The sequence below is a fragment of the Streptomyces jeddahensis genome (assembly GCF_001642995.1).
GTDB classification, from domain to species: Bacteria; Actinomycetota; Actinomycetes; order Streptomycetales; family Streptomycetaceae; genus Streptomyces; species Streptomyces jeddahensis.
Genome location: NZ_LOHS01000202.1, coordinates 1 through 1076, shown reverse-complemented (window position 1 = coordinate 1076; position 1076 = coordinate 1). Strand labels below are relative to the sequence as shown.

Here is a 1076-nt window from a genome sequence, read left to right as displayed (position 1 = left end):
CCACCACCGACAGCGATTTGCCGGTCGCGGTGACCGACTTGCCACCGGCCACCTTCACGGACGGTGTGACCACACCGAATTCACCCACGAGCCCACTCCAACCAGCGCTTGGTGACGGCCGATTCGTTCTTCAGCCACCAGTCGATGTCCGTGTCAAAACCCTTGTCGTAGTACTTCGGCGCACCCGCGAGTGCGTTGCGCTCGTCCTCGGTGAGCTTCTCGTAGGCCACCGGGGAGGACGGGTTCGACGGGAAGGCCTTGGCCAGGTTGGCCTGGCTCTCAGCCCGCAGCGAGAAGTCCATCAGCTGGTAGGCGGCGTCTATGTTGGCCGCGCCCTTGGCGATGGCGTAGCCCTGGAACTGCCGGCGCATGCCGTTGAGCTGCCGTGCGACCGGCACGCCCTGCTTCTGCAGATCCGCGATCCGGCCGTCCCAGACGGTGGACATCGTCACCTCCTGCCGGCTGAGCAGCACACCGGGGAGCGGGCCGCTGTCCCAGTACTTCTTGATGTGGGGCCGCAGCCGGGTCAGCACCTTGAAGGCGCGGTCCACATCGAGCGGGTACAGCTTGTCCATGGGGACGCCGTCGGCCAGCAGCGCGAACTCCAGCTCGGGCAGATCGCCGTCGGGGTGGACCATCGCGCGGTCGCCCTGGAACGCCTTGGTGTCCCAGAAGTCCGCCCACGACTCGGGCTTGCGGCCCCCGAACGCATCGGTGCGGTACGCCATACACGCGCCGTAGAAGCTGCTGCCGATGGCATGGTCAGTGATCTGGTTCTCGGGGATCTTCGCGCTCTTCACGCTCTTGACCCGGTCGAGGTCCAGCTTCTCCAGCGCGTCCTGCTGGACGTACTTGGTGTGCGACATCATCGAGTTGTTGATGAGGTCGCACTGCGGGCGGCCCTGCTTGATCTGGGCCAGCAGCGGGGCGTCGTCCAGGTTCAGCACCTTGACGCTGATGCCGGTCTCCTGAGTGAACGGCGTGTAGATCGCCTTCTGCAGGGCCGCACCGTAGGAACCGCCGCTGTCGCGGACGACCACCGTCTTGCCGCCGCCCTTACCGCCGCCGGCCGAGGC

Annotated in this window: 1 protein-coding gene; it reads right to left on the bottom strand. The window is 66.4% G+C overall.

Annotated elements, in window-relative coordinates:
• Positions 1–80: 80 nt before the first annotated feature.
• Positions 81–1076, bottom strand: a 996-nt coding sequence (locus STSP_RS35965) for an ABC transporter substrate-binding protein (RefSeq protein WP_232789936.1), incomplete at its 5' end; no start/stop codon positions are given.